Source organism: Clostridium sp. KLE 1755 (genome assembly GCF_000466465.2).
In the GTDB taxonomy this organism is placed as follows: domain Bacteria; phylum Bacillota; class Clostridia; order Lachnospirales; family Lachnospiraceae; genus Eisenbergiella; species Eisenbergiella porci.
In genome coordinates, this window is sequence record NZ_KE992698.1 from 80,844 (window position 1) to 101,389 (window position 20,546).

Sequence of the window (20,546 nt, forward strand, 5' to 3'; positions counted from 1 at the left end):
ATGGTATATTAATTGTATGAAAACACGAATTCAGAACATACATACAACTGCCGGAGAAACCATCCGGCATTTTCTGGGAGACACGGAAAGTATCCTTTTTTTTGATATCGAAACCACCGGACTCTCCCCCAAAAACGCTTCCATTTATCTTATCGGCGCCGCGTTTCTTCAGGATAAAAAGTGGACCCTGCAGCAATGGTTTGCAGAAAACACGGCTGAGGAGGAAGCCATTCTGGACGCTTTCCTGAAATTTGCCGCCCCTTACCGGAAGCTGGTGCACTTTAACGGGACGACCTTCGATGTCCCCTTCGTACAGGCAAAATGCAAAAAATATGGCCTGGATTCCCCATTCCCGCAAATGGAGCAAACGGACATCTACCGACAGATATCGCCCTTAAAAAATCTGCTCAAGCTGCCCAACTGCAAGCAGAAAACATTGGAGGAATATCTTGGCCTTAACAGAGAGGATCCCTTTACCGGCGGCCAGCTGATAGAACTGTACAAGGTCTATCGCCAGGAACGGGATCACCGCCTGCTGGAGGTGCTCCTTCTTCACAATGCGGACGACATCCGGGGCATGCTGTCCGTGGTTCCCATCCTTTCCTATCCGGAGCTTTTTGAAAGCATCCCGTCCGCTGTCGGAGCGGAAACGGACCTTTGTACAGATTATGCGGGAAACATACAAAAAGAACTCCTTGTCCGGCTCACTTTTCCCGCCGCGCTGCCTGTCCCCCTCTCATTTCATGGAGGAGGCTGTTATTTTTCCGGCAGCGAAAATACGGGGACGCTGAAAATACCTGTACTTTCCGGCGAGCTGAAATTCTTTTACCCGGATTATAAAAATTACTCTTATCTTCCTGAGGAGGACAATGCCATTCATAAATCAGTGGCCGTATATGTGGATAAGTCCCATCGGGTGCCCGCTACTCCCGCCACCTGCTATACGAGAAAAAGCGGCGAATTCCTGCCCCAGCATCTCAAGCCGGGACAGGAGGATCTTTTCACCCCGGCCTTCCGGAAAGGGGTAAAAGAAAAGGAAAGCTTTTTCCTTCTGGAAGAAGCTTTCCTGAATGACAGTAAACGGCTGTCCCTCTATGCCGGTCATATACTGGACGGAATGCGTTAATGCGTTCCGTCCTTTTTCTTGCCCGCCCCGGCCGCCACAACAGCGGGACTGCGTTTTCTGCGGTTTATCACAAAATATCCCGGTACTGCAATACAGCCAAGCAGCGTCAGGAGGGATATCACCTGGGAGATACGGAAAATAACAGGCTGGCGGTATCTTACAAAGACGGTATGGCTGGCTCCGTCTCCGTTTAACATCACCCTCACACGGTAATTATTTCCATAAGTTACTTCCAGCGGCGTCCCGTTTTCATCCTCCGCCGTATAACCCAGATATTTCTGGATCGGGAAATCCACATACTGCCCTTCCTCCGAAGTTTGATAGGTCAGCTTTCCTTTGGTGCCCTTCTTTTCATAATCCTGTACAATTACCTTTTCGGCATCGGAAAGCTGCAGATCCGCTGTCAGCTTATCGTCCATCAGCGCATCTATCCGCCATTCATATGGATAAATAACGGTGGCATCCGATTTCGGGATTCCTATGATTTTATCCTGATGCCCCACCGTTGTGGTGTCATCATAATCTTTATAGGCAAAATTATTCTGATTATAGGGCTGGTTCAGGCAGGTGAGCAGGTTCACTCCCACCAGGAATGCAAATACAAGATTCCTGTAGGGCCGCAGCACCTCCGATTCGGACAGCCAGATGACGCCTGCAAAGATAAACAGGATTCCTGCAGGGGCCAGAAGCCGCCAGGGGAACTGGATCGTCCGCAGGACCGGTTCGATGGCCGGAATCAGCTCTTTCAGCGTCTTGCTTCCGAAATAGCCTGTCACAAGGAAGGTCAGCACACAGGCGCAGCCGAAAAGATAGGTGAGGAAGCTGTCTCTTTTACAGTTCTTTTCCTTTGATTTCTCGCATACCAGCTTGAGGATGCATATTGCCGCACAGCCCAGGATGGGAAGTCCCAGGGACAGGAAACGGTAATCGTTGGTATGGAAGGTATCCGCCAGGAAGGAAGCATTGATGGAATACTCCGAAAAGCCGCTCCAGTCCAGCGCCTTCTGGTACAGGTTTTCCTTCAGGTAGAAGAACAGGAAAGGCACCAGGAACCACAGATTCAACAGCACCGTAAGTCCCGCCGCTTTCAGCAGTTCAAGCCATCTTTTATCACAGAACAGCTCCCTGATAAAAATAAGACAGCAGACAGCGAAAATCACGCCCATCGTGGCTGTGCTGAGCACATGGCTTTCAATCACTCCCGTAAAGCCGATTACCAGCCACGGCCATTTCTTCTTGTCTCCCAGCAGCACATGGTAAAAGCCGGCGATAATCAGCGGCAGGAAGGTCAGCGCCAGTGTTTCCCCAAGCGCGCCCCTTGCGTAAATATTCGTAAAACGGTAGGGCATTAGGATATAAAGCGCCGTTCCCAGAATACAGGCGTATTTTGATCTGGTAATGGATTTGAATACCCGGAATGTAATCGCCACAGTGGCAATATTGGCTATAAATATCAGCGTTTTATAGGAAAGCGCCAGGGAAACGCCAAGCAGCCTCAGTACTGCGGGGATATACAGGAACAGATAGGGATACATGCTGTTCAGATATCCGTTTCCTGCCAGCGCTTCAGGGAAAATAACCACCGGGAACTGCCCGTCCAGCATTCCATCCTTCAGCCCCTCAATTCTGAGCAGATGATAGCAGACGTCATCCGCCTGGGCAAAGGCCTGGATAAACAGGGGCATGGAAGAATACAGGCACAGTCCCGCCAATATCAGGAAAGTAACCTTCTGTTCTCTTCCTGACGGATGCTTTTTCTCATAGGATGCAAGAAAAACACCGGTTATGGCCAACAGTATCACTACAGCCGCCAGGAACCAGGCATCCCTGTAAAAAGCGCCGTGAGGGATCAGGGAAATATTATTTACAATCAGGCTCCCTTTTCCCTGATAGTAAATACGTATATGCAGCTGCTGTGAAGTTTTATCCAGTGTAAAGGTATAATCCCGGGTGGTTTTCACTCCATCCGTGCTCTCCAGGCTCCACTGGGCCACCTTTGTACCATTGTCCCATACTTCAATGATATTATCGGACGAGGTATTGGAATATTCTGGCCTTATGGTATAGGTTCCCTTATCCAACACATAATCGTCCGTATAGGCAAACATACCGTAATATGCGGCCGTTTCATCAATGGCAATCAGCCCTGTATAATCGCTGACGCCCGCTGTCTGGTTCAAATCCGTACCTTTAAGCACCAAGGGCTTGCTGCCCTCGTTTCCCAGCCAGATAAACAACAAAGCTGCCAGTACCGCTGCAGCATACAGAATCTTCTTTTTCATCATCTTCCTCCAGATTGTAATATAAGAAGCAACCCATTCTGCTGCGCAGCCGTCCCCCTCTGCCGGCTTCGCATCCCATTTGTAACTCATTGTAACTGACGGTTATACGCCCTCGCAGTTACTGCTCTTTCATGGCATTTTTGCGGTAATATCTGATATGGCAGATATCATCGCCGTTTGCAATGGTTTTCGGCAGATCCAGGGCGCAGCCGTAGGCCTCCCCGATCCCTCTGTCACCGCACATGGCTGTATCACACAGGCAGGCGATCTCCTCATCACTGCAGCCCGCCTTCTGCCATGCCTTTACAAGCGGACAGTAATGAAAATGGATTTCCAGCTCATTATCCGTGCATTTCTGAATCTTCATTTCAAAAACAAGCTGTGCCGGTTTGGTAAACAGGGTTCTGCGCAGTCCCTTCAGGCTTTTGGTACGCCCTTTTTTTACTAACTGCCTGCCCTGCATATGTCCGCAGCGTCTGATAGCGGCCGGCGCAAAATCCTGCGGCAAAAGCCCCTTCTTCCTTGCTTCGTCACAAAGCAGATAAAGCCAGAGCGCCCTGTGCTCCAGAAGCTCACGTATGGCTTTAATCAGCGGATTCTTGATTTTTGGTTCATTTACAACCTTACTCATTTTTCCTCTTTCCTTCCACTTTTATGTATTTACGGCGGTTCTGCGTCCCTTTGCTGCTTACGCTTACACAGCCTTCGGAATCGTACACCGCCGGGCATATTTAAAAAAGGGATGCGGCGTACTCCCGCATCCCTTTCAACAGCACAGCATGCTGCCACTCATTGTTAATTATTCAGCAGAATCTTCTTCTGCTTTCTGCTTTGCGATTACAGCATCAATATCTACGGAAACCACATCTGCGTCTGCTTCTTCCTGTACAGGAGCTTCTTCCTTCACTTCCTTAGGTTCGGGAGCAAGCATAGCCTTAATACTCAGGCTGATTTTCCTGTCTGTTTCATTGAAATCAACAACCTTTGCCGTAATTTCTTCTCCTGCCTTCAGAACATCTGACGGTTTGTCCACATGCTCTTTAGCAATCTGGGAAACATGGAGAAGTGCATCAATTCCGGGTTCCAGCTCAATAAACGCACCAAAATCTGTCATTCTTGCCACTCTGCCTGTTACTACATTGCCAACTGCATACTTCTCTGCAGCGGTCTTCCAGGGATTGGCATCGTCAAACTTCATGCTGAGGGCGATTTTGCTGCCGTTGATTTCCTTAATCTGTACGGTAACCTGATCACCAACCTTGAATACCTTCTTGGGGTGTTCCACTCTGCCCCAGGACATTTCAGAAATATGAAGCAGTCCGTCTGCTCCGCCCAGATCGATGAATGCGCCGAAATCTGTTACGTTCTTAACAGTTCCTTCCACTACATCACCTTCATGGATTCTTTCAAGCAGTTCCTTCTGCATCTCTGCCTTCTTGGCAACGATGAGCTGCTTGCGGTCGCCGATATATCTTCTTCTCTTCGGATTGTATTCGCTGATAACGAATTCAATATCCTGTCCTGCATATTTGTTCAGGTCCTTCTCATAAGTGTCGGAAACCAGACTTGCAGGGATGAAAATTCTGACTTCATCTACCACTACGCTTAATCCGCCGTCAAGTACCTGGGTTACCTTGGCAGTAAGCACTTCGTGATTGTTGTATGCTTCTTCGATTCTCTTGTTTCCTCTGTCAGCAGCCAGACGCTTGTAGGAAAGGATAACCTGTCCTTCTCCGTCATTTACCTTAAGTACCTTGACTTCCATCTTGTCGCCCGTTTTAACGACCGCTGTCATGTCCACGCCGGGATCGTTAGTATATTCGTTTCTTGTAAGAATACCGTCTGACTTGTATCCGATATTAAGAATCACTTCTTCAGGCTTAACATCGATAACTGTACCTTCGACTACCTCTCCCGCATGTATAGTTTTTAATGATTCCTCCAACATTTGTTCAAAAGTTAATTCTGACATAGTTTTGAACCTCCTCGATTAATTTATTCGGGGTAGACGCTCCGGCTGTAATACCCACCAGGCGGACAGCTTTGGGTAGTTCTAAATGCAAGTCATCAAGTGTCTGTATCAAACAGGTGTGAGCACACTCCTTGCAGCATATCTCATACAGCTTCCTTGTATTGGAACTGTGCTTCCCACCGATAACAATCATCGCATCAACCTTCGCTGCAATATCCTTTGCCTCAGTTTGTCTCTCCTCAGTTGCGTTACAGATAGTATTCACAACACTAATATCATAACCTTTTTTTAGAAAAATTTCAACTAATTCTTGAAATTTATTGTAGTTAAATGTCGTCTGCGACACAATACACAGCTTTTTCCCGGCTTCAGGTACGAATTCCTGTGCTTCTTTTTCCGATTCAATAACTATCGCCGGAGTGACGGACCAGCCCTGAATCCCCTCTACTTCGGGGTGTCCGGCATTTCCGATGATAACTATCTGTCGGCCTGCCGCACTTTCCTTTTCTACTATTTTATGAATCCTTTTTACAAAAGGGCAGGTGGCATCCACGCATTCCAGTCCCTGTTTTTCTATTTTTTCGCAGATGGATTTGGGCACTCCGTGGGATCGGATGACGATGGTTCCCTCCGTAAGCTGCTCCAGCGCTTCCTCGGATTCGATGACCTCAACCCCTTTTTTTTCCAGATCCTGCACTACAAATTCGTTGTGGATAATCGGTCCGTAGGTATATATTTTCTTTCCGGTTTCTATCTGTTCGTAGACCTTATCCACGGCACGCTTTACACCAAAGCAGAAGCCGGCGCTTTCTGCCAGAATTACTTCCATATTATATGCATCCTTTCTTTCTGCAGATTTCCAGGATAGCTTCCACTACCTCGTCAATGGTCATTTCGGAGGTGTCCACCAGAACCGCGTCCTCTGCCTGCTTTAATGGCGATATCTCCCGGTTCCTGTCCCTGGCATCCCTTTCAATGATATCCTTTTCGATTTTTTCAAGCGGCTCCGGCGTCCCTTTTGCCGCAAGCTCCTCAAATCTCCGTCTGGCCCTGACAGCGCTGTCCGCAGTCAGGAATATTTTCACGTCCGCGTCAGGGAGCACGCAGGTTCCGATATCGCGGCCGTCCATAATCACATTCTCATTGGCAGCCAGCTCCTGCTGAAGACTGCGCAGCCTGTCCCTTACAGCCGGGACAGCGGAGGAATTGGAGGCCATGTTTCCCACTTCCTCCGTACGGATCAGGCCATTCACATTTTCTCCGTTCAGCAGCACAATCTGTTCGCCGTCCTGATAGCTTATGGTAACATCTGCCCCTGTGCATTTCGCCAGTATTGAGTCAGTATCCTGCGGCTGTACCTTCTCCCTGAGAAGGAAAAGGGCAATCGCCCTGTACATTGCGCCTGTATCCACATACACATAGCCCAGCTTCTTTGCAAGCTTTTTGGCAATCGTGCTTTTTCCTGCTCCCGCAGGGCCGTCAATTGCGATATTATAACTCATTTTTGCTCCTATCCGCCCTTTTGCCGGGCATGCGGCCAACGCCGCGTATATTATATTCAGGCGGTCCTGGTACGGGCCGCCGCTTTCTGCCTTCAGGCCGTCACGGTATGCTGGCACCCGCAAGGTATCCTGTTGACCAGGCAATCTGCAGGTTAAAGCCTCCTGTCAGCGCATCCAGATCCAGCATTTCACCGGCCATATACAGCCCGGGCACCAGCCTGGATTCCATGGTGGAGGGGTTGACCTCCTTTACGCGGACGCCGCCGCGGGTGATTATCGCCTCTTCAAAGCCTCTCGTCCCGGCAATGGTCAGCGTCAATCCCTTGATGCATTCTTCAAAATATTTTCTTTCTTCCCTTGTTATCTCATGTACCTTCTTTTCCGGGTCAATGCCGGAAAGCTGAATCATGATGGGAACCAGCCTGGCGGGGAAGAGTCCGTCCACCGCGTTTTTAAACTGCTTGTTCTTATTTTCCTCAAAATCCCGCAGAATCCTTTTGTCAAGCTGCTCCATGGAAAGGGCGGGCTTCAAATCCAGCTTCAGGTAAGCATGTGCCTTCGTCTTTCCATTTTCCAAAGCCTCTGCAGCCGCCTCTGCTTTCTTTGCCTGCTTTTCCTTCTTCTTTCTCAGCTTCTCCGCAGCGGTTTGGTAGTAGCTGCTGGCGCTGAGAATCAGCGGACCGCTCACGCCGAAATGGGTAAAAAGCATCTCACCAAAGCCGCTGTAAATTTCTTTTTCTTCTATATATAATGCGGCCGAAACATTTTTAAGGGCAAGGCCCTGCAGCTGTCGGCACCACTCCTCTTTTATATGGAAGGGAACCAGTGAGGGCATACAGGGAACCAGGGAATGTCCCAGCTCCTGCGCCATACGCATGCCGTCGCCGGTGGAGCCTGTAGCCTGGTAGGAAAGGCCTCCGCAGGCAAGCACCACGGCATCCGCCGTAATTTCTTCACCTGAGAGAAGTTTAAGCCCTCTTATGGCATTGGAACCGTCCTCCGCTTTTTTTACAAGGAGCTTTTTTACCGGGGTATGGAGCCGGATTTCCACGCCGGCTTTTTCCAGGGCCGACGACAGGGCGCGGATGATATCCGAGGAGTGATCCGAAACAGGGAAAACCCGGCCGCCCCGTTCCGTTTTCAGCGGACAGCCGTTTGCTTCAAAGAAATCCTGTACCGCCTGATTGTCAAAACGGGAAAAGGCGCTGTAGAGAAATTTGGAATTGCTGACTACACTTTGATACAGCTCCTGAGGCTCACAGGCATTGGTCACATTACATCTGCCTTTGCCTGTGATGTATATTTTCTTACCCAGCTTTTCATTTTTTTCAAAAACAGTAACGCAGTGGCCTTTCCCGGCCGCGGAAAGCGCCGCCATCATTCCTGCGGCGCCGCCGCCGACTATTAATACCCTGCTCATAGATTCCTCCGTTCCGCCGCTGCCGCCTTTTCCCCATCGCCGCCTGAGGCAGGCAGGTTCAGGAAGGCATCCTCATCAATAAAATTAATCTCATCATTCAGATAGACCTGGTAATTATTCCATGCACCCTCCAGGGATTCCAGGCTCGCTTTCACGGCCTCCGGCCGTTTCAGGCACAGAGCCACCACCAGGGCGTTGATTACGCTCAGCGGCGCAACAAGGGAATCCACGATGGAAACCATATCGCTTCTTGCAAGCAGATTGCAGGAGGAATACAGATTCATGGGGGAATGCACGCTGTCAGTGATAGTGATTACCTTGGCATTCCTGTCGTTGGCAAACTCCATGGCTTTCAGTGTACGCATGGAATATCTGGGAAAGCTGATGCCAATGATGGCATCCTTATCACCGATCCGCAGCATCTGCTCAAACACTTCACTTAAGCTCGTCGTTTTCAGCAGTACAATGTTTCCCCGGATCATATTCAGGTAAAAGCTGAGGAACTCCGCCAGGGGAGCACAGCTTCTGATGCCCGCGATATAAACGGTACGGGCCTCCAGGATAATATCCACCGCCGTATCAAAGGCTGCGGGATCCAGGTTATCAATGGTATCCTGTATTTTCTCCATATCGCTGGAAAGCACACTGGTGAGCACCTCGGACTGGCTGCTGCCACGATAGGCGGCGCCTACCTTCTGTACGGCATTCAGTTTGGTTTTCACCCAGGCAGCCAGCGCAGCCTGCATTTCCGGGTAGCCTTCATAGCCGATGGCCGCCGCAAAACGCACCACCGTTGATTCGCTTATGGACAGCGCCTCTCCCATTTTCGCCGCGGTCATGAATGCCGCCTGGTCGTAGTGCCCCAATATATAGGACGCTATTTGCTTGTGCCGTTTGCTCATACCGGAATAGGCTTTGTTTATTCTGGTGATGATATCATAATTATTTTCCATGAATGTTTACTCTTTGGTTTCCTTTTGACAGACATAACTGTCCGATACCTTTATAGTCACAGGCAGGTAATTCTTATTGTACAGACTGGCTGTTTCGGTGTCAATAATATGTGTTTGAATTATTCTGGCTCTCAATAAAATAAAGGCCATTACAGTTATTTAAAACTGCACGGCCAAATTCTTCTAAATCTTGAACACTCTTATCGTCATAAAGCACGAATCAACGAGATACCATTCTAACTAAATATGATATTTTTTATTTTTCTTGTAAGATTTGTCGTTCCAAAGTCCTTTATCTGTGTCATAAAAAGGAACGTTATTTTCCTGACAGGATCATTTACAAAATAGGTACCCAGCCAGCCATCCCAACCATATTCGCCTTCGCTTCCCAAAACTCCTGCAAGCTTTCTGTCATATAAAACACGCATAAGATTTCCATAACTATGGCCATCCAGCCCAAACCAATTGCTGAATTTGTCCTGCCTTTTTCCATCCAAACCGCAACCAGTCAGATACCGTATGGTTTCCGGTTGCATGATTCTTACATCGCCGGATTCTCCTCCATTTAAAAGCATTTGTGCAAACCGTGCATAATCATCCACTGTAGAAAATAACCCTCCGCCTCCAGACTCAAAAGAATTGGGTTTTGCATCAATACGAATACCAAGATGATCCTGTGAAAACAATTTCAGACCTATCCCTTTCCTGTTTTCATATACATCAGCTAGCCGTTCCTTTTTATCCTCCTGCAAATAAAAACCCGTATCCTGCATTCCCAACGGTTTAAAAATCTTCTTCCATAGAAAATCTCCGAACCTCATTTGGCTGACACTTTCAACCACCGCCCCCAGAATATCTGCCGACACACCATACTGCCATGATTCCCCTGGATGAAAGGCAAGTGGACAGTTTCCGATTTTTTCAGCAAACTCTATTGTATCCATTGGTGCTGATGAATACATTCTTTTTGTAAGTTCCTCAAATACATGCGCTGTCTCTTTCTCTGCGCAATTCAACTTTCCTGGGTAAACCAAACCCGAAGTCATGGAAAGCAAATCGCGGATTGTCATTGTTCTTTCCGCCGCTGCAAGAGTATTACCTACTATTACTTTCTGTCCCTCAAAGGTTTTGATATAATTCGCAACCGGTTCATATAAATCAAGCAATCCTTCTTCCATAAGAATCATCACTGCTGCTGCAGTAATAGGCTTGGTCATAGAATAAAGCCTGAATATTGTATCCCGCCTTATCGGCGTATGTGACTCAATAGCAGCCCAGCCTGCCTTTGCATAACAAACTTCAAGGCCATTTTCAATAAATAAGACACAGCCACCTGCAATTTCTCCATTCTCAACAGCCTGTTTCAGGCATCTGTCTATTCGCTCTTTTTTATCCAATTTTTATTCTGCTCCAATCCGCGCATTAAAACGCCATTACACATCCTCATCCAGATTTTCGCCATATGCCTTTAAATATTCATTTGGTGTGAACCCTGTCTGCTTCTTAAAAACAGTATAAAAATGACTTAGATTATTAAATCCCGACATATAACAAATATCTGTTATTTGATATTTATTTTCAACTACCAGGCCCATTGCATAATTTATTCTTCTCAAATTAATAAATTCTGTCGGTGTCATATGTAAATATTTCCTGAATACCCGTATAATATATTCATGCGAATAGCTTGTGCAGTCCAACAGCCTTGGAAGGCCCTGAACAAAATTTTCCGGCTGACTCATTTGTTCAACGACTTCAGAAAACCAGGAAGGCATTACCTGAAGTTGCTTTGTTTCAGCTCTGCGTATTTTGTTGCATATTAAATAAATAAAAAAAGGAAATACTGATCTGAAATATCTTTTTCTTTCTATCCCTTTTGCATGGCTTTCTATTCCCTTCAGCTTATTCTCAAATTCAGTTTTTTCATAACCATTAAGCATAATATGCGGCGGCAATCCAGGTTCAGTAATCATGGCAGGGGGAAACTGGCTCCATCTAAAACCCTCTTCCATTTCCTCGCAGGTAAAACCTACGCTGGTCATCTGAAATTCAGAATAATTAAGTGAATCATAGCTATGTACATCCCATGGACGGATGAAAACACATGCACCGCTGGAAACTACAATGCGTTCTCCATTTACACAATGTATGGCTTTTCCCTTATTTACATAAAATATTTCATAAAAATTATGCGTATGCAATGGGGATGTCTCTCTGATATTTGCATTAAAGGCATATCCGGCGCCGCTTTCTTTTTCGCAGTCAGGTAATGTTCATTGTATAATTTCCATAATTCCTCTCCCAAAAATGCGGTAAAAGAGCCGCGGTAATACACCCCCAGCAAAACTATGCCAAGCCCTAAAGCTCTACCTCCAGGCTGTGCCTAACAGCGTTTTTAAGGCTTTTGCCCTCATAGCACGCTGTCCTGGCATTCCGAATGCTGATATTCCTGCAAGCATCAATCAACAGCCAGTATTCATTTTCATCCTCCGGCAGCGTAACATCTTCTTTGCTTGGACTTACATCAATACGTTTTTTTCCTTTCAGATAACTATTGTCGCTCTTTCTTTTTTCATAATATATGCCATCAATTAATATATTCTGTATATTGCCTCCTTCCCCCACAATAGCAACAGCATTTTCCGCCAGACAGCTAACATTTCTTATCTGAATATCATGAATATTTACTTCAATATTTCTGTCCGGAACAGGATTACAATAACTTTCATTATTATGATATAAAGCAAAAATACAGATAGGTTCTCCGTTCCCCCACCAATTGCCAGCCCTGACTCTTGTTTCTATACGCAGATTTTCTACAAGAACATGTTCTACCAAGCCTGTTTTGCTGCTGCACATAATGCAAAAACCACGATTACTTTCTTTGATTATGCAATTACTGATAGTAACATTTCGTATGATTCCATGCATATATCCCAACATGATAGTTTTTGAACAGGAACGCAGAATACAGTCAGATATTACAAAATTCTCACAAGGTTTTTCCCAGTCCAAAACCGATGTCAGCGCTATACAATCATCTCCTCCTGATATATTGCAGCCATGGATAAATACTTCACTGCAGCCGCAGAAATGAAGCCCATCATCATTGGGAATTCTTAGATCATTTTTTATATATACAGCTTCCACATGAATATCCCTGCAGTTATTAAAAGAAACTGTCCAGCTTGGAGAATTCAATATTTTGATTCCATCCAGCCTGACATGGCTGCAGTTATTAAAAAACAAAGGCTGGGTCACCCTGTAATCGTATGTTGCTGTACATTCTTTCCATTGTTCTTTACTGAATTCCCACCCATAATCCGGTACCTCTCTTTTTGACATATCAAAAAAGGCATCTGAATTCAAATCAATGGTTCCTTCACCCGAAATTGATATATTATCCCTGTTCATGGCATATAAAAGTGAAATCGTCTGTTTCATTTCATTATGAATAAAACTATTTGCGTAATAATCTGAAATTTCAGAAGAACCTTTTAAAACAGCGCCCTTCTCCAGAAAAATTGAAACGTTTTTCAATTCCAGTGTCCCGGAAAGGAAAATACCTTCCGGAATTACTACGGTTCCACCACCTGCCTCATCCAGTAAGTCAATGGTTTTCTGTATTTCCCTGGTACAAAGGACTCCTGTTTTTGCTCCCATTTCTGTAATACTTATTCTTTTTCTCATATTTTATTAATCACTTTCTATTCTTTGACAGCACCGTCAGAAAAGCCTTTATAGATAGACTTTTGTGCAAAAATAAATGAAATGAATACCGGAAGCGTTACCAGAATTATACCGGCAGCAATTACACTCCACTGTGCACTGTATGGCCCTATAAAACGATACAAGACAGTAGACATAACTCCCTTCTTAGCCGAACTCAAATACAAATAGGAAGTATAGAAATCATTATAAATATAAGTCGTTTTGATAATACATGCCGTTACAATAGCCGGTTTCAGCATGGGAAGCAAAAGCCTGAAAAAAATACCAAAAAAACTGCTCCCCTCCATCATCGCTGATTCATCAATAGAAAAAGGAATCTGACCCAGATATTGTTTATAAAGATATAAACTCACAATATCAACTCCGGAATATAATATTACAATACTGCTTAGATGATCTGTAAGGCCCACATTCACAAAGTCCTTAAAAATAATCAAATGAACTATAGTTCCAGGTACAAATGAAGCAAGCAAATAAATCTTGTCAAGCAGGCCTTTTCCCTTAAAATCAAATCTGGAGAAGCAGTACGCAACCATCGTGTTAAACAGAGTTGATGTAATACAGGCAAATAAAATTATTATCACCGTATTCTTAAAGCCTGTTAATATCTGCCCCTGCATAAAAGCGGTCTTATAATTTTCAAAATTACTCCATTTTTGGGGAGGCGTTATCCCATTTGTTCCGAGAAATTCAACCTTAGTCTTAAATGATCCAAAAAAGACTCCAATGATGGGATATATAATACTGAATACAATCAGGAGCAGCAAAAAATATCTCAGTATGGATAACACTATTTTCTTTTTCTTACCATCATTAAACATCTTTTTCCTCCCTGAACACAAGGTTGCGCAAAACCATAACAATACCGGCAATCAGAAGCATCACAATTGCCATTGCACACGCTTCTCCAAACTTGTTATAAGTAAATGCCGTTTCAAGCATAGTTGTAGAAAAAGTATTTGTTCCATTTTTTCCTGATGTCAGAATATAAGGGATATCAAAAACAGCAATAGAATTTACAATAGAAAAAGTTGCCATCAGGCCAACGATCATTTTCATATTTGGGAATGTAATGGCAGTAAACTGATGCCAGGTTCCTGCACCGTCTATCGCAGCCGCATCATAATAATCTTTAGATATGGATTGCATGGTTCCCAAATAAATCAAGAAACTGTATCCAACATTTTTCCATAAGAATACGTACCCTAAAGCCCAGTTTACGGTTGTCGGGTTACTAAGCCATATTTTAATCATCTGTGAAGCGCCCAACGCCTTCAATAAGGCATCGAAAGCCCCGTCCGGCTGATAAAAAATACGATAAGTTAACGCAACCGCCACTCCATTCATGATAAAAGGGAAGAAAATAATCCCCTTAAAAATACCGCTTCCCTTTACCGGCTTACTTAGCATGACGGCAAGTGCCAATGAAACAACCTGCTGAAGTATGCCTGCAGCAAGATAATATCCTGCTGTTTTAAATACATTGCGGTAATTTTCATTTGTAAAAACATTAATATAATTTTTCCATCCAACAAATTGCTGGCTGCCGACAGTGCCTCTCCAATCTGTAAAGCTATAATAGAACATGGAAAAAACCGGATATACGCTAAAATACAGCAGAAACAGCAGCGGTATAATCAAAAATACTGCCAGTGTTATATATTCCTGTCGCTTTCTTTTATGGTGAAGTCTTTGTTTTCCATCTTTTTTTCCGTACTTTTTCCATGTTCTCATACTTTTTCCTCATATACTCACACAGTAGTCAGTGTATATGTTACTTACTCAAAATTTTTCCCCCAAAGTTCATTTAATTTATCAAACTGCGCTTCCTGCCCATTCATTGGAGGAAGAATTACGTAATCTAACAGGAAGCCGTCATACTGGTATACATCCAGTCCTGCTGCAGCGCCCATTTCCTGTATCTTCGCATCCTTTGCCGGAGATGTATAAAACTTCACATAATCCATATCCTGCAAATTATTTAATTCCTCCTGAGTCTTTCCTCCCTCTTTCATAATCTCATTCATGCCAACCGCCAGGGAAATCCTTTCACAGAAAAATGAGCAGAACTCCTTTGCTAACTCCAGGTTTTTACTGTCTTTATTTACACCCATAAACAAGTCCTGTGAAATCCGCATATATAACGGATTTTCTACACTGACGTCATTTTTGTATGGAAATGGTGCAAATCCCATGGATTCTTCCGGGTACCCCAACTCAACTGCCGCATCTCTCAGCATCGGAAGTGCCCAGGAACCAGTAATCATAAAAGCAATATTTCCCTGTGCCATATCCACTAACGATGAATCAAACAGATTTGAAGTTACAACATCCTTTTCCAGCCACCCGTTCTTTGACATATCTGCCAGCAAATCTCCTGCCTGCCTTAAATAACTGCCTTCCTTCCAGGGTTCTTTATCCAAAACGATCTCATTGGCATATTCAGGATTTTCCGACATAGTAATTGCTAAATTATCCCAATATCTGCATGGCCAGGTAGAGCCTGCATTTGTACAAAAACAAACAATCCCATTTTTATGCATTATTTCACAGCATTCCATAAGTTCATCTAATGTTACAGGGATTTTTCCATTATAATACTCATCCAGAAGATTTTGATTATACATCAGTCCCTCATAAACTACTCCTATCGGACAGCCGTAAACTCTTCCATCTACCTGCATATAATCCCCATAATAATACTTATCCCCAAGTTCCTGTGCACCTCCCAGATCTGCAAAGTACTTCGGCAAATCTCCGGTTGCCATAATGGAAGGAATTACTATGACATCCGTAGAGCCTCCCCCTACAATTTTTGTAAGCAGGGCCTCATCTCCATCCTTACTAAGCTGAAATTCTATGGTAACATTTGGATGAAGCTTCTCAAACTCTTCAACAATAGGCTTTACATATGACTCTTCAAAATGAAATGTGAGAGTCAGGGTTACAGGTTCCTGTACATCAGGTTCCTCTTCGATTACGGTTTCCCTGACTGTTTCAGAACTTTTTTCCGTGTTTTCAGCCTCAATGGTATCTTTTTTCTTACCATTGCTTTGCTCAGTTGACGAGCAAGCGCTTAATGAAAAAATCAAAAACAGTGTCATGCATATTGAAAAAATCTTCTTCATACCCTTACCTCCTCTTAATTTGCCAACTCCGGTTACCTGCAGGATTACTCTTCTTAAGAATAAATATATTTTACTACAAATTCAGGTAAAAAGCCTCCTATCAATTGACGCAATGCTATGCTGCATTGACCTGTTTTCATATGTAAAATTGCCATAACTTCAACAATAATAAAAGAGAGTGAATTTTTGCATTTTCACTCTCTTTTCCTACATTTTGTAATAAAATCCACACTGTATTGCAGTTATAAAATCCGGTTAATCAGAAAAAACCTTCATTTTTATTGAACGCCAAAAAAGTATAACGAAAATTATTTTCTTCGCCCCTCATCCTTCAGCATCAGCGCATTTCCATGCACCGCAATTTTATCAAAGCTGCGCAGGAAACTGGAGATACGGCTGTATCCGTAGTCGCTCAGATTGAAGTTGGGATGCTTTTTCTTAAGCTGCTCCAGGACCAGGGAAAGATTGTCCACCTTTCCGCCGTTGCGTTTCAGGAAGGCGGTGATCTCCTTCTCCAGGTCTTCCGGTTCTGTCTGTTCCTTCAGCTCAATACGGTAGGAGGTTCCCTCCTGTATAATGATGAGCTTGGGGCACTTGTCCTTCAGCAGGGTAACCAGCTTGGTGTAGCCGTAGTTTCTGGCATCGAATTCGATGAATTTGTCGCAGAGCCGGCTTCCCACCTCGCCCAGATAGGTGGGCTTGCCTTTGTTTTCATTGTTCTGGACAAAGGTAATGATAGCCTCTTCGATTTCACTGATTGGAGTAACCGTGCTGTCCTGTTTGTCTTCCGCAGCAAGCGCCTTCTGCTTCCTGCCGCTGCCTGCTGTCTTGATGCCCTCCGCATTCTTGTCCTCCACCTCACCGGAAATCAAATCCAGATGGATGAATTTATTACAGGCTTTGGTCAGGGCCAGAGGGGTTTTGGATTCTCCCATGCCGATCACATACATCTGCTCCTCACGCAGACGCATGGCAAGCTTGGTAAAATCACTGTCGCTGGTCACCAGGCAGAAGCCGTCCACCTTGCCGGAATACAGGATGTCCATGGCGTCAATGACCATGGCCATATCCGTGGCATTTTTTCCTATTGTATAGTTGAACTGCTGGATGGGGTTGATGGAGTTTTCCAGAAGAGTGTCCTCCTTCCAGCCGTTTCCTTTCGCCCAGTTTCCGTAAATACGGCGGTAGGACGCATAACCGTAATCCGCAATTTCGTTAAATATGCTCGCCGCATATTTTTCACTGATATTGTCCGCATCTATGAGTACCGCAAAATGCTTCTTTTCTTCCTCTTCTATATTCATAGTCCCTCCGTTTGTCTCGCGGTATTTGTTTTCTTAACAAGTATAGCACAGCTTTTCGGGAAAGTCACGGGCGGTCGGCGTGTTGATTCCATTAAAAATAACAAATGAATGTACATGCTACGCCCCTGCCTCCTTTAACAAGGTCTGCCCCCTGTCCCATCCCGCGCTAAGAAAGTGTTAACAGAACGCTATGATTGTGTTAAGCATCCATGCAAAGTCTTTTCAGAAGCTAATACGGTTGCTAAAATAGGTCTGACAAAAGAAAGAAGCTAATAAAGGGGGCAATATAAAATGAATATCGGAATGTTAATTATCATGCTCGTCGGAGGTCTTGCCGGAATCCTTTCCACTTTATATCTGCTGGTCAGTCTTCCTGTTGTGGTAATACAGAAAGTATACAGAAAAGTCCGTTTCGGCACACCAATCATGAAGTAAAAGCTGTCGTGGCCAGATACAGATTCAGTGTACATTTTCCGTAACTGGGAGAAATACCGAACAGTTACCATTTTCCTTTATATAATGTGGACCTTGCATCCATAGCCATCAGATGGCACACCGGCAAAAAGCTGCGGAATCCCTCCGTTTTCTGGAATCCGCAGCTTTTTGTGTGTTCCTTTTAGTGCGCCGCCTGCGTTATTTCAGCTTCCAGCGCAGCACATTCCAGGAATGCTTCTTCAAAATAACTTCCGTTACGCCGTCCGATACGTCCGCCAGCTCTTTTTCCTTCGGCACCACCCTGAATTCTTCGGCAAAGGTATTCTTCGCATATGGATCATCGTCATAAAGCTCACGCCACACAATGCCCTCCATGCTGCCGAAGCCTTCAAAGGACAGCCGGAGCTTTACGTCCTCCTGCATTTCACAGTTCATGGCGAATACGGTGATTTCTTTTTGTTCCTCATTATAGACACAGGCAGTTGTCACTGTTTCCTGCTCACCGTAATGGCAGGTTGCAGCCTTCGGCAAACGGGCAGCGCCTTTCAGGGAAATGCCCCTGCCGTAACGGGCGGCATCCTGGAAGGGGTAAAAAGTGGTCTGACGGATCGCTTTGCCGCCCGGATCGGTGGTTATCATGCCGCCCTCGTTAACAAGAAGCGACTGGCAGGCGATTTTTACCCGATCCGCGTAATTGAGGAAAGTACACAGCAGGCCGCCGTATATCACCGCATCCAGCTGGCGGAAATTGGCGAAGCCGAAATCCTGGCTCACGCCTCCCGGCACCGCGCCTGTATCCGTAATCACGCCCCATTCATCAAAGGAAATCATCATTGTTTTATCGGAGCGTTTCTTTCCCTTGACAAAATCACAGGCGCTGATAATGGTATCCAGGAAATCCCTCAGATCGCGGAAGAAAAACGGGATATCCGTTTCATCCTCGTGCATCGGGTAAAAAAGCTGCTTGGCAGGATCGTAGTTGAAATACCGGTGGAGGGAAAGATAGTCTATGCAGTCATAGGCCTCCTCCAGCACGGCAAGATCCCAGTCGCCATAGGAGGTGTGCCCCACCTCATTGGTACAGGTGCCGCAGGCGATCAGCTTTATGGAAGGATCCATCCATTTCATCATCTTAGCGGCTTCCCGGGCTTTTCTGGCATATTCTCCGGCCTTGAGCATATTGATCTGCCATGCGCCGTCCATTTCATTTCCCAGGCACCATACCTTAAAATCATGAGGCGCTTCCGAGCCATTGCCCCTGCGCGCTTCGCTCCAGGCTGTGCCCTTTTCGGTATTGCAGTAATCCACCAGCTCTGCCGCTTCCTTCGGTGTCCCGGTCCCCAGGTTGACCGCCATCAGGACCTCTGTCCCGCAGTCCGCCGCAAAGCGCGCGAACTCATCGGTTCCCACTTCATTGGTTTCCAGCACATTCCATGCCATTTCCTTTCGCACGGGCCGTTTTTCCTTCGGGCCGATACCGTCCTTCCAGTCGTAGCCGGACACGAAGTTGCCGCCAGGATAGCGTATGGCCGTTACTCCCAGCTCACGGATCAGCTCCTTGACATCATTGCGGAAGCCGTTTTCATCCGCCGCGGGATGCCCCGGCTGATAGATTCCGTTGTAGACACAGCGTCCCAGATGCTCCACAAAGGAGCCGTACATTCTCCGGTCCACCTCTCCTGTCGTAAAATTTCTGTTGTATAGTACTTCTGCATTTTTCACGATGTTACTTTTCCTCCTATGCTTTCACATACACATCCGCTACCGCGGCCTCGATCAACGCCAGTTCTCCTGAAATCTGTCTCGGGCACAGATTCAGCACCTGCTTTCCTCCGTGCAGAGGCAGAATGCACTGGCTGTAGCCGGCGAATCCACAGGTATTGTCAATCCACAAGGCTGTAAAAATCCCTCGCCCATCCGGCGCTTCAAAGAGCTTTGCAAGCTATTCCTAATAAGTATTATAGGCGTAAGGATTTTCCGACGCAAGCCTCTTATACCCTTAAGGCTGGAAGCCTGAAAAAACGCCGCTATCAAACCAATGTTAACGAAATATACACTATTTGCCCCTGCCGGCGATCTATGTTACTATAAAGCCACATTGTATGGACCCCATCACTTATTATATATTCCCGGAGGCAAAGCATATGTTTTATCTCATCAGACATGGTTCCACCGATTACTCACAGAGGAATACCAAAATCTATCAGGGCTTTGGCGTAAACCTTTCCCCTCTTTCCGTGAAAGGCACGGAGGAAATCAGGCAAACTGCAAAGGACAGCCGTCTTGCAGGCACAAGCCTTATTCTCTCCTCGCCTTATACAAGGGCGCTGCAGACCGCTGCAATCCTGTCAAAGGAGCTGCAAGCCGAAATCGTTATAGAAACGGATCTGCATGAATGGCTTGCAAATAAGAGCTATATTTATGAACCTGATGAAATTGCAGAAAACAGTTATCATGAATTTGTTGCCATGGGCGGAAATTATGCCGACGGCAGGGAAAAGGACTGGGAAGATCTCGCCGCAATGAGAAAGCGTGTTCTGAGGGTACTGGAAAAATACAGTTCTTACGATAAGGTGGCCGTCGCATGCCACGGAATGATAATTCAGTCGGTCTGTCATGGTTATCACCCGGCAAACGGGGAAATTGTGGAACTGAACCCGGACATTTTCCGGTAGCCTTTCCTTTGGCTCGG

19 protein-coding genes are annotated in these 20,546 nt (G+C 45.6%); 3 read left to right on the forward strand and 16 right to left on the reverse strand.

From position 1 onward, the window contains the following. Nucleotides 1–16: 16 nt before the first annotated feature. Complete coding sequence (locus tag HMPREF1548_RS12045) at nucleotides 17–1,126, forward strand: ribonuclease H-like domain-containing protein (protein ID WP_021636413.1); 1,110 nt, start codon at nucleotides 17–19, stop codon at nucleotides 1,124–1,126. Here HMPREF1548_RS12045 and HMPREF1548_RS12050 read toward each other — a convergent pair. The 14 genes from HMPREF1548_RS12050 to HMPREF1548_RS12115 form a co-directional block, all read right to left on the reverse strand. Continuing rightward, nucleotides 1,123–3,498, reverse strand: coding sequence for a putative glycosyltransferase family protein (locus tag HMPREF1548_RS12050; protein WP_021636414.1), 2,376 nt, complete (start codon nucleotides 3,496–3,498; stop codon nucleotides 1,123–1,125). The two genes, HMPREF1548_RS12045 and HMPREF1548_RS12050, sit on opposite strands and share 4 nt — an antisense overlap. A gap of 28 nt (nucleotides 3,499–3,526) precedes the next feature. After that, nucleotides 3,527–4,039, reverse strand: coding sequence for an L-2-amino-thiazoline-4-carboxylic acid hydrolase (locus HMPREF1548_RS12055; protein WP_021636415.1), 513 nt, complete (start codon nucleotides 4,037–4,039; stop codon nucleotides 3,527–3,529). Nucleotides 4,040–4,207: 168 nt separating this feature from the next. After that, on the reverse strand, nucleotides 4,208–5,380 hold the full coding sequence (gene rpsA, locus HMPREF1548_RS12060) for a 30S ribosomal protein S1 (protein ID WP_021636416.1): 1,173 nt from the start codon (nucleotides 5,378–5,380) through the stop codon (nucleotides 4,208–4,210). Continuing rightward, nucleotides 5,361–6,209: a 4-hydroxy-3-methylbut-2-enyl diphosphate reductase gene (ispH, locus tag HMPREF1548_RS12065; RefSeq protein ID WP_021636417.1), complete on the reverse strand. Its 849-nt coding sequence runs from the start codon at nucleotides 6,207–6,209 to the stop codon at nucleotides 5,361–5,363. The genes rpsA and ispH overlap by 20 nt, the downstream gene beginning before the upstream one ends. Nucleotide 6,210: 1 nt before the next feature. After that, complete coding sequence (gene cmk / locus HMPREF1548_RS12070; protein ID WP_025491030.1) at nucleotides 6,211–6,882, reverse strand: (d)CMP kinase; 672 nt, start codon at nucleotides 6,880–6,882, stop codon at nucleotides 6,211–6,213. Between the two features lie 100 nt (nucleotides 6,883–6,982). Then, nucleotides 6,983–8,302: a BaiN/RdsA family NAD(P)/FAD-dependent oxidoreductase gene (locus tag HMPREF1548_RS12075; protein WP_021636419.1), complete on the reverse strand. Its 1,320-nt coding sequence runs from the start codon at nucleotides 8,300–8,302 to the stop codon at nucleotides 6,983–6,985. Further along, nucleotides 8,299–9,255, reverse strand: coding sequence for a MurR/RpiR family transcriptional regulator (locus HMPREF1548_RS12080; protein ID WP_021636420.1), 957 nt, complete (start codon nucleotides 9,253–9,255; stop codon nucleotides 8,299–8,301). Before HMPREF1548_RS12080 ends, HMPREF1548_RS12075 begins: the two co-directional genes overlap by 4 nt. A gap of 236 nt (nucleotides 9,256–9,491) precedes the next feature. Next, complete coding sequence (locus HMPREF1548_RS12085; RefSeq protein WP_021636422.1) at nucleotides 9,492–10,652, reverse strand: serine hydrolase domain-containing protein; 1,161 nt, start codon at nucleotides 10,650–10,652, stop codon at nucleotides 9,492–9,494. A 36-nt stretch (nucleotides 10,653–10,688) separates the two neighbouring features. Further along, nucleotides 10,689–11,456, reverse strand: a complete 768-nt coding sequence (locus HMPREF1548_RS12090) for a helix-turn-helix domain-containing protein (protein ID WP_051358375.1) — start codon at nucleotides 11,454–11,456, stop codon at nucleotides 10,689–10,691. 157 nt (nucleotides 11,457–11,613) lie between these two features. After that, the gene (locus HMPREF1548_RS12095; protein WP_021636425.1) at nucleotides 11,614–12,945 is read right to left on the reverse strand and encodes a glycoside hydrolase family 28 protein; all 1,332 of its coding nucleotides are present in this window, start codon (nucleotides 12,943–12,945) and stop codon (nucleotides 11,614–11,616) included. Between the two features lie 17 nt (nucleotides 12,946–12,962). Then, complete coding sequence (locus HMPREF1548_RS12100; RefSeq protein ID WP_021636426.1) at nucleotides 12,963–13,808, reverse strand: carbohydrate ABC transporter permease; 846 nt, start codon at nucleotides 13,806–13,808, stop codon at nucleotides 12,963–12,965. Then, complete coding sequence (locus HMPREF1548_RS12105) at nucleotides 13,801–14,721, reverse strand: carbohydrate ABC transporter permease (protein ID WP_021636427.1); 921 nt, start codon at nucleotides 14,719–14,721, stop codon at nucleotides 13,801–13,803. Before HMPREF1548_RS12105 ends, HMPREF1548_RS12100 begins: the two co-directional genes overlap by 8 nt. Nucleotides 14,722–14,765: 44 nt before the next feature. Continuing rightward, entirely contained in the window at nucleotides 14,766–16,115 is a 1,350-nt protein-coding gene (locus tag HMPREF1548_RS12110) for an ABC transporter substrate-binding protein (RefSeq protein WP_021636428.1), read from the reverse strand. A gap of 308 nt (nucleotides 16,116–16,423) precedes the next feature. Further along, nucleotides 16,424–17,419, reverse strand: coding sequence for an NYN domain-containing protein (locus HMPREF1548_RS12115; protein WP_021636430.1), 996 nt, complete (start codon nucleotides 17,417–17,419; stop codon nucleotides 16,424–16,426). 291 nt (nucleotides 17,420–17,710) lie between these two features. Here HMPREF1548_RS12115 and HMPREF1548_RS29935 point away from each other — a divergent pair, with 291 nt between their 5' ends. Continuing rightward, entirely contained in the window at nucleotides 17,711–17,854 is a 144-nt protein-coding gene (locus HMPREF1548_RS29935; RefSeq protein WP_021636431.1) for a hypothetical protein, read from the forward strand. A 198-nt stretch (nucleotides 17,855–18,052) separates the two neighbouring features. On the opposite strand, the gene HMPREF1548_RS12120 is transcribed toward HMPREF1548_RS29935, so the two are convergent. Together HMPREF1548_RS12120 and HMPREF1548_RS29475 are read right to left on the reverse strand one after the other, a co-directional pair. After that, nucleotides 18,053–19,576 (reverse strand): alpha-N-arabinofuranosidase, encoded by a 1,524-nt coding sequence (locus tag HMPREF1548_RS12120; protein ID WP_021636432.1) that lies wholly within the window; start codon nucleotides 19,574–19,576, stop codon nucleotides 18,053–18,055. A gap of 16 nt (nucleotides 19,577–19,592) precedes the next feature. Then, nucleotides 19,593–19,748 (reverse strand): hypothetical protein, encoded by a 156-nt coding sequence (locus HMPREF1548_RS29475; protein ID WP_021636433.1) that lies wholly within the window; start codon nucleotides 19,746–19,748, stop codon nucleotides 19,593–19,595. A gap of 250 nt (nucleotides 19,749–19,998) precedes the next feature. On the opposite strand from HMPREF1548_RS29475, the gene HMPREF1548_RS12125 reads away from it, so the two are divergent. Then, a complete protein-coding gene (locus HMPREF1548_RS12125) occupies nucleotides 19,999–20,529 on the forward strand; it encodes a histidine phosphatase family protein (RefSeq protein ID WP_035321908.1) in 531 nt (176 codons plus the stop codon). The last annotated feature ends 17 nt before the right edge of the window (nucleotides 20,530–20,546 follow it).

Coding starts and splice junctions, on each gene's coding strand:
- HMPREF1548_RS12045 (WP_021636413.1), top strand. CDS start 17: ATGAAAACACGAATTCAGAACATACATACAACTGCCGGAGAAACCATC.
- HMPREF1548_RS12050 (WP_021636414.1), bottom strand. CDS start 3,498: ATGAGTTACAAATGGGATGCGAAGCCGGCAGAGGGGGACGGCTGCGCA.
- HMPREF1548_RS12055 (WP_021636415.1), bottom strand. CDS start 4,039: ATGAGTAAGGTTGTAAATGAACCAAAAATCAAGAATCCGCTGATTAAA.
- rpsA (WP_021636416.1), bottom strand. CDS start 5,380: ATGTCAGAATTAACTTTTGAACAAATGTTGGAGGAATCATTAAAAACT.
- ispH (WP_021636417.1), bottom strand. CDS start 6,209: ATGGAAGTAATTCTGGCAGAAAGCGCCGGCTTCTGCTTTGGTGTAAAG.
- cmk (WP_025491030.1), bottom strand. CDS start 6,882: ATGAGTTATAATATCGCAATTGACGGCCCTGCGGGAGCAGGAAAAAGC.
- HMPREF1548_RS12075 (WP_021636419.1), bottom strand. CDS start 8,302: ATGAGCAGGGTATTAATAGTCGGCGGCGGCGCCGCAGGAATGATGGCG.
- HMPREF1548_RS12080 (WP_021636420.1), bottom strand. CDS start 9,255: ATGGAAAATAATTATGATATCATCACCAGAATAAACAAAGCCTATTCC.
- HMPREF1548_RS12095 (WP_021636425.1), bottom strand. CDS start 12,945: ATGAGAAAAAGAATAAGTATTACAGAAATGGGAGCAAAAACAGGAGTC.
- HMPREF1548_RS12100 (WP_021636426.1), bottom strand. CDS start 13,808: ATGTTTAATGATGGTAAGAAAAAGAAAATAGTGTTATCCATACTGAGA.
- HMPREF1548_RS12105 (WP_021636427.1), bottom strand. CDS start 14,721: ATGAGAACATGGAAAAAGTACGGAAAAAAAGATGGAAAACAAAGACTT.
- HMPREF1548_RS12110 (WP_021636428.1), bottom strand. CDS start 16,115: ATGAAGAAGATTTTTTCAATATGCATGACACTGTTTTTGATTTTTTCA.
- HMPREF1548_RS12115 (WP_021636430.1), bottom strand. CDS start 17,419: ATGAATATAGAAGAGGAAGAAAAGAAGCATTTTGCGGTACTCATAGAT.
- HMPREF1548_RS29935 (WP_021636431.1), top strand. CDS start 17,711: ATGAATATCGGAATGTTAATTATCATGCTCGTCGGAGGTCTTGCCGGA.
- HMPREF1548_RS12125 (WP_035321908.1), top strand. CDS start 19,999: ATGTTTTATCTCATCAGACATGGTTCCACCGATTACTCACAGAGGAAT.